This is a genomic window from Shigella sp. FC1967 (genome assembly GCF_001743005.1).
Lineage (GTDB): Bacteria > Pseudomonadota > Gammaproteobacteria > Enterobacterales > Enterobacteriaceae > Proteus.
The window spans coordinates 1-7994 of sequence record NZ_MIIZ01000568.1; the positions used below are offsets into that span (position 1 = coordinate 1).

Below are 7994 nucleotides of genomic sequence, written 5' to 3' on the forward strand. Positions count from 1 at the left end.
CCTTATAAAAAGAGTAAAAATTGATCCCCTATACCTCCTTTTTTTTGCTGACTAGACGATCGATAACTCAAGTTTGGCTAATTGTACTGAGCCTTTTTTAAGATAAAAAAAGGGCAGGGAAAACCCTGCCTTACCTTTCATAACGCATTTTCCCCCCTTATAAAAAGAGTAAAAATTGATCCCCTATACCTCCTTTTTTTTGCTGACTAGACGATCGATAACTCAAGTTTGGCTAATTGTACTGAGCCTTTTTTTAAGATAAAAAAAAGGGCAGGGAAAACCCTGCCTTACCAATTTGGTAATCAATCAAAGAAAAACATACACACTAAACCCTCCTCATTTTGAGCTAATTTAGCCGTATGTATTAGTACAAAAAGACATCAGGTGTCGCTTCAGCAATGATACTGCTACGTTTATCATTACGCTGATTTTCTGATGAGGATTTGGGTATAAAACAGTCTTCAAAAAACCAATAAATAGGTGTATTGAGATAATTGGCTAATAAAACAAGATAGCTTAAATCAATCTTGTTCATACCGCGCTCATATCGGGAGAATTGCTGTTGGCTAACACCAATTTTTTCAGCAATTTGCATACCGGTGTAACCTAATTCTTTACGCTTTTTCTGAATTCGTTTTCCAACTAACGCATTAACATCGATATCTGTAAAATTGTAATTCATCATATATCCACCTATTATCATGATTAAGGCATCGTTAAAATAATTGAGCCCGAACCAGAGAAATAGCCCGGTGCAACGCGACCATTTGTATGTAAAGTAGAACTTACTTTTACAGGCACTGAACCACCAGCAGGAACATTAATTATGCTTCCGGTCTCGCCTGGATAATCATCAAGAAATAAATCAGCATATAAACTGTTGTCTGAACGTAAAGGCACTCTCCCGCTATCTGAACCTGATGCAATAACCATGACTTTCATCGCTAAATTACAAGTAACATTGATATTCTGATAACGCTGGGCACCCTCTAAACTATATTCATCTATATCACCATAATTAAGGTTTACAGCGCCTTCTGTTATTTTGCAGGCACCAACAGGTGGCGGAGCAATACCACATAGTGATCCCGGTAATAAACGCCCACTCGGTGATATTCCACTTGAATTGGGTTGATAAAATAATCCCACACATTCCTGATTAGAATTTAAAGCAGGTCCTACGTGATCGGTCTTTCCTTCAAGTGGAAAGGAAATATTTCTTAAAACCTCCTCTCGAACTTCCGCTAAAGTACGCAACTTCTCAATTCTTGTGATGAGTTGTTTAGCTGATCCACCAGACCCATCAAGATCATGTTTATGGTTAATCGTTACATAACAAGTAGACCATCCATAACAAGGATTTAATGTTCCCGACGTTTCAGGATCCCAGCGCTGGATAACATAGGTATAGGTTGCATTTGAGGGTGTTCCTGTCGATTCGGTTATATAAGAAAAGATGGATGCCATCGCAGGTGCCGAAAACAGCAAACCGATTGCAATACATAAAGCCGGAAGTCGCTTTAATATGGACATATAAAACCTCAACCCTAATAATTAGTCATAATTCAAATGAAATGTGGCTATTGCACTAAATGGGCCGCGTTTAATGGATTGGTTAGCAATCGCATCCGGCTCCCCTTGAATAAAGGCATAAAAATTTAAAATCGTGTCATCCGCATTTAATGACATTTTGTCCGTTTCTTTATTAACCGGTAGCGCATTTCCATTTTCAGATTCCAGTCCAACCGCAATACCCGCGGCTTGACTGCTTGGGCTTATCGCTAAAAAACCTTGTCCTGCCATGGCTTGATTTTCATCCCCTTTAAAGGTGATCTTGACACTTTTACCAATCGTTAAATCACATTCAGACAAGCGTATTTGAAACAACTTGCTTGGTGTTCTTTGATACGCATAAAGGTTCTTGTCCGGAATATTGCCAAAATCTAGCTCAACGGTTTCGTCACCGGGCTTTATGGTGCAGGGCTCGTCAACTAATATGCCGTGAAAACGCATATTGTCCGGTGCTGAGAAAGCGGTTGATGTTAATCCCGTAAATGTGGCTAGCCCCAATATGAACGGGATCGATAATCTTTTAATATTCATCAATACGCTCCTATTGGTATTCAGCAAGCAGTGTTGCCGAAACTTCAAATGCACCTTCAGGTAAAGTGCTACCGGGTCTTTTAACGGGCACCGCTTGGATCACGGGGGGATTATCCGGTGATATCGCAATGCGTTCGTTTAATTTAAAAGGCTTACCATCTTGCGTAAGATGAATACCTAGATCTGGAATATTGGTTTGTAGCGCAGCTTCATCAAACTGTGTTTTAGGACCAATAACAGAAAGCCCTAAATCCCAACCTTTTAAATTTGGATCACAGACCAGTCGGTAATTCACCGATTCGGTATAGTTAATGCCATCTACTTTATGAATACCCACGTTGTGCCCAAAATAGACATCAATCAGTTCGTTATTGCTAATGACACAAGGGGGTGGCACTAATAAGGTGCCAAATAATTTCATATTAGGTGCGTCTGCGCTTATGACAGAATAAGAATTCAGTAATGCAATCAGACATAGGTACTTTAATTTATTCATCTTCTGACCTCTTACTGATAATCCACATGCAGTGTGCCACTTGCGACAAAATCACCACCCACTAAGACTTCATTCTGATTACGAACAGGGATCGCTTCTAATTCAGGTAAATTGGGATAGGTAAAATTTACCGCCTTTCCTAAATCTAATAGCTTTCCCTGATACAGAATACGCACTCCCAATCCCGTAATATTTGTTTGTAGCGCATTTGAATCGAACATAGTTGCACTGCCCGTAACATAAACTTTCATGGCATTCGTTGGCATTTTTTGGCATGTTGCGGTGTAGTGGATAGGCTCTTTATAACGAACACCATCAATGCGTGTACTCATCACCTCACCAAAATTAACTTCGATCATTTTGCCGTCATTAATTAAGCAAGGCGGTGGCGCAATGACATTCCCTGAAATATTGATATAAACAATTCCCGGAATAACATCTTTCACCGCTCTCGCGGGTAAATTCGCAACAGCAGTAAAACTTAGGCCTCCAGTAAACGTTGCCAAAATAAGACTCAACACTGCTTTGCTTGGGCTAAACCGCTGTTCCATTTTCATAAAATAGGCCTATTTAGTTTCCTGCTGATGTTTCTGTAACTTTGCATTCATTACCATTACAGGTGAATTTCATCTGTGGACGTCCACCATAATCATTGATGTAACTGAGTACCGGGGATGTACCAAATGCAGAAGTATGCAGATTTATCGTTCCTGTACTTTTAGGGGCAATCATGATCGGTTCAAAACCATCAAGGCTTTTTCCTTGTAACCCTGTTAGCCCATCCACTAATGTCACGTAATAAGGGGTGGGATTATTCACTTCATAACGATCACCTTTCTTTATTAAGGTGATTTTTTCCTGCCAAGGATGAGTAAGATCCGTTTGTGTGGCATAAATAGATGCTGGGCGATAAAACAACTTAATTCGTGTCTGTAATGCAATTTGCAATACATTGGGTTTATCACTACGAGGTGGAATTTCACGCAAGTTAAAATAGAAAACGCTTTCTCTATCTTGTGGTAATTTGGCAATATCCGGTAGTGACTGTACTTTTACTTGGCTTTTATCGCCCGGCTCAATACGCTGAATAGGCGGTAAAACTAATAATGGGCTGTCAATACGTTCTCCATTTTCATTTTCCATCCAACCTTGAGCCAAGTAAGGCAACTCTTTGTTTTGATTACTGACATTTAAGCTAATAGATTTATCGGCACCATTAAAAATGACACGCGTTCTATCTAAAGCAATCGCAGCAAGGGCTTGACTAGTAAAGACCATTCCAGTCAATAAAGTGGTTGTTACAATGAATAAGCGCTTTGATAACATCATCTTAAATTACTCTTTTTGTCTGAAATTATTTTTATGTTCCCTTCGTTCCTCACCTTATTGCGTAATCAGGTAAGGTTTAGGTAAGGGCTCTGCTCTTTGATTGATTGTCGAAGATGTTGCTTCACCCTCATTACAAGTCAGTAATAATGAAGATATATATAGCCCTTCAACTAATGTCGGAATGCGGACTTTGCACTGTTCTTGACCATTCCAACGAACACTCAATACATCATCACTATTGATCCCCGTCAGATAGACATTTCCACCATCATTAACAATGCCGAGCTCACGTCCCTTCTCCGTAGTGACACTGGCACCAAATGGTGGGTAAGTTCCATCTTGTAAGCGAATGACCGCCATGGCTTTTTGTCCCGAAACCACATCAAAGTGGCGGTAGCCTATTGCGCCTTCTGTTAGGGTGAGTTGTTGGATTGAGCGTAATGCTTCAGCGTTATCTGGCATCTGATCAAGGTCGATGCTGGCACTACTGCGGTAATAATCATTAATATCAGGCAGTACAGCTTTACCAAAAATATTGGTACGCGTAATCGCGCCGATACTTTTCACTGGTACATCTGAAATACCATCGGTATCAACCAGTAAACGAGTGCTACCAGTACGACTTGTACGGTGTAATGCACCACCTTTGGGTGTTAATGTTGCCCCACCTTGTAGTGATAAAGTGGCTGATGTGTATTCACCATTAATATGGCTCGCACTAGCAGTGACCAATGCCGCATCTGCATAATGCATGAGATAAGCATCGGCGGATGGTTTACCATTACTACTTAAACCTGCACCAACACGGTAACTACTATTATCATCAATGCGATCGTAATAACTGACATTATGAGAATTACCGTGTTTATTAATCACCGTGTTGTAGCTAATGGTTGCGCGATCGCTCCAAGGCATACTGACATTCATATAAACGCCATTATCATTGGTGCCATTAAATTTATTACGAAACGCCGACAAACTGAGGTTGATATTTTTAAAGCGACCAATATCCATCGTTTTGGCTAGTGACAAGTTATAGTTATCATTATTAGGCTTATTCCAATACGTCTGATGACTATAGTTTAAGTAGGCGCTCAATCCCCATTCAGGGAACTGCTTACTAAACATAATGGTATAAAGCTCTTTATTGTTATCTTCTTCACCACCACGATAACGGCGATCTAAGTATTGGTTCATACTCATAAAGTCACGTTCAGAGAATCGATAGCCTGCAAATGTCACCTGACTATTTATTTGTTCAAAACGTTTCGAGTAACTTAAACGGTAAGAACCACCGTGATAACGCTTGTTATCACTTGGAATTTTTGCCCAAGAGTGTGTCGCATCAAAAGAGATAGCCCCCAATACCATTAGGTCACGACCAATACCAGCAGAAACCGAGTTATAATCACCCGATACAAGAGAACCACCGTAAAGTGACCAACCGTTACTGATCCCCCACGAAAATTCACCCATACCAAAAATAGGACCTTCTGTATTGCGGTTCATATCCGACGGTTTACCCGCAGATAATTTATATTGCACTCGGCCAGGGCGTGTTAAATAAGGAATACTTGCCGTATCCATTTGGAATTCTTGAACAGATCCATCTTGCTCTTCAACACGTACATCTAATTTGCCACTCACAGCATCATTGATGTCTTGAATACGAAACGGTCCTGGAGCAACCTGAGTTTCATAGATCACACGGCCTTGCTGACTAATCGTCACTTTCGCGTTCGTTTTTGCCACTCCCGTTACTTCAGGAGCATATCCCCTTAAGTTAGGCGGCAACATATTGTCATCTGTAGATAAGTTAACGCCGGTAAAACGGAAGTTATCGAAAATGTCAGAACGAGAGTAAGTCTCCCCCATCACAAGGCGAGCCCCTAATTGTGTGATGGCTCTATAAAGATAAAGCTGGTTCCATTTCCAACTATTTTCAGTGCTATCAGCATACCTGTTGTATGCTGGTAACTTGCTTGCCAATCGGCACGGAAACGCCAAACACCAAGGTTTGCTCCCACGGTTCCTAAGCCTGTCACTTGCTGGCGCTGTTTTCCTTTAGCAGGATCTGTCACGTTAGCATTGACGTTATAGTCAAAAAGTACGCCTGAAATACCCTGATCCCAACGAGAAGGTGGATCCCAGTTTGGCGCTGAATATTCAAGATATGCTTGAGGAATAGTAAGAATAAGGCTGCCATTTCCCAAACTTGGATTTATCGTCATTCCGGGAATAGAAGAGATATCAAGACAACTTCCATTATCTTGATATTTCACTTTTTCAACCCATTCAGGTTTGAGTCCTATTTGATGGATCAATTCTGGAGGTAAGCAAGCTTCGCTACCTTTTGGATCATTGGCTGGTACAACATAACTAATGTTGTAGAGTTCAGGGAGTTCATTATTATTCACACGAACAACAAACTCATATCGGCCGGGCATAATATAGCCAGCACGAGAGAAATCCGATAAGTCAATATTTTGCTTATCTTTTAAATCCAAAATATCGGCATTAAACTCAATATCACTATTTGCTAAAGCTGAACTTGAAATACTCGAAACACCAGTAAGAATTAAATAGATCAGTACAGCAACAGGCCGAATAGTATGTTGTTTTTTCTTTTTTTCCGTCCCTAAACCAACGGTTTTGAATGTTCTAACCATAAGTTATCCAACCCGATCCATTTAATAGTATTCCAGCTTAAATCGCAGCGTCGTTCGGTAATTTCCAGCTTTGGGTATTTCGTTATTTTTGACTATTCGCGCTTGGTAAAGTAATGCCATTGATTTGGAGTCAATACCAACAGGGGGTAATGGCTTACCTGGAATTGCTCTCCTACCATAACGATCAGCTATCGCTAATGACGCACCTCTTGCTTCACCAGAAAGTGCAAAATTACCATTCTCGTTAGAGGGACCTTCAAACGTTGCAATAAAACGAGGGTTGTCCGCTTCCTGACCTTTTTGTTCAATTAGCGTACATTCCGTTAATCTGATAGAAAAATACTCAATAGGTCCTTGCCCTTCAGTCGCCAGCATTGGAATAGAAACCGTTGTCAGTGGAATAACTTGTTCACCACTTCCTGCGGCAATCGTGCAAGATGGTTCTAAGATAGAGCCTGAAAGATTAAGTACCCCAAATCGCTGATGCATGTTTTTATCTTGTTTTACATCACTCGCTACTGCTGTTGTTATCAGTAAGCTGGCAATAAGACATGGCCATAGTGGTGTCATCTTGCGATTCATATTTTTCTCCGTAAGAAAAAAATCGTTAAAAATAGACACAGGAAATAGAGCGCTGTACATCCTTGTACAGCACTTATTTTTTCTTACTGATAAGTCAGTGCGAAAGTTGCGATTGCAGTGAAGTCACCAGGAACAGCAGCTTCTGCAGAAGAACCTTGTAAGTAAGCAGCAAAGTTCAGATCGTTATTACCATCACGTAATGTTTGAGCCGCACTTGGTGTGCCTAATTTGATTTGTTTACCACCCGCATCGGTAATAACCACAGCCGCATTTTTAGCGATACCTTCAATACCTAAAGAACCCGCTAAGATGTCTGCATCTTCTGAACCCGTGAAGGTTGTTTGAACAGTTTTATAAGTTTCTGTTGTGCAATTCTCTAAAGTAATTTTAAAATCACGAGAATTACTACGGCCACCGTCTTTTAATGAAGCAGTAGAAATTTGACCTAGAGGAACAGTTTGGTTTTCTGAATCAGGATGAATAGAACAAGGTGCATCGATAATTGAACCAACAAATTTAACTGTACCGTGACCTTGATCAGCAGCAAATGCAGAACCAGCAGCAACAGATAAACCTAAGCCAAGAACTAACGCTAATTTATTTAATTTCATCTTTTTGTTTCCTAAAATATAAAGGACGAAGACATTAAAAATAATAAATTCATTAGGAATGAATTATTCCTAAATGAATGACTCATTTATTGAGTTTTTGAATTTTGGTATACTTGTGCCCGTCCAAAACGAAATTAAATATCGTTAGAAACAAAACAAAATACACCAAATTGTTTTTGTTAAAAATTTTTCATCTCGAAAATA

General features: G+C 40.0%; 8 protein-coding genes and 1 pseudogene. All 9 read right to left on the bottom strand.

The features are described from left to right. Positions 1-364 precede the first annotated feature (364 nt). Complete coding sequence (locus tag BHE89_RS05285) at positions 365-685, bottom strand: helix-turn-helix domain-containing protein (RefSeq protein ID WP_069368451.1); 321 nt, start codon at positions 683-685, stop codon at positions 365-367. A gap of 20 nt (positions 686-705) precedes the next feature. Continuing rightward, entirely contained in the window at positions 706-1533 is an 828-nt protein-coding gene (locus BHE89_RS05290; protein WP_069368452.1) for an MrpH family fimbial adhesin, read from the bottom strand. Between the two features lie 21 nt (positions 1534-1554). Next, a complete protein-coding gene (locus BHE89_RS05295) occupies positions 1555-2103 on the bottom strand; it encodes a fimbrial protein (RefSeq protein WP_023581061.1) in 549 nt (182 codons plus the stop codon). A gap of 10 nt (positions 2104-2113) precedes the next feature. Beyond that, on the bottom strand, positions 2114-2599 hold the full coding sequence (locus BHE89_RS05300) for a fimbrial protein (RefSeq protein WP_069368453.1): 486 nt from the start codon (positions 2597-2599) through the stop codon (positions 2114-2116). An 11-nt stretch (positions 2600-2610) separates the two neighbouring features. After that, positions 2611-3156, bottom strand: a complete 546-nt coding sequence (locus tag BHE89_RS05305; RefSeq protein WP_077885116.1) for a fimbrial protein — start codon at positions 3154-3156, stop codon at positions 2611-2613. Positions 3157-3169: 13 nt separating this feature from the next. Beyond that, positions 3170-3928, bottom strand: coding sequence for a fimbria/pilus periplasmic chaperone (locus tag BHE89_RS05310; protein WP_069368454.1), 759 nt, complete (start codon positions 3926-3928; stop codon positions 3170-3172). 54 nt (positions 3929-3982) lie between these two features. After that, positions 3983-6597, bottom strand: a pseudogene (locus BHE89_RS05315) (outer membrane usher protein). A 21-nt stretch (positions 6598-6618) separates the two neighbouring features. Then, positions 6619-7179, bottom strand: a complete 561-nt coding sequence (locus BHE89_RS05320; protein ID WP_069368456.1) for a fimbrial protein — start codon at positions 7177-7179, stop codon at positions 6619-6621. A gap of 83 nt (positions 7180-7262) precedes the next feature. Beyond that, positions 7263-7790, bottom strand: a complete 528-nt coding sequence (locus BHE89_RS05325; protein ID WP_023581066.1) for a fimbrial protein — start codon at positions 7788-7790, stop codon at positions 7263-7265. Positions 7791-7994: the final 204 nt, after the last annotated feature.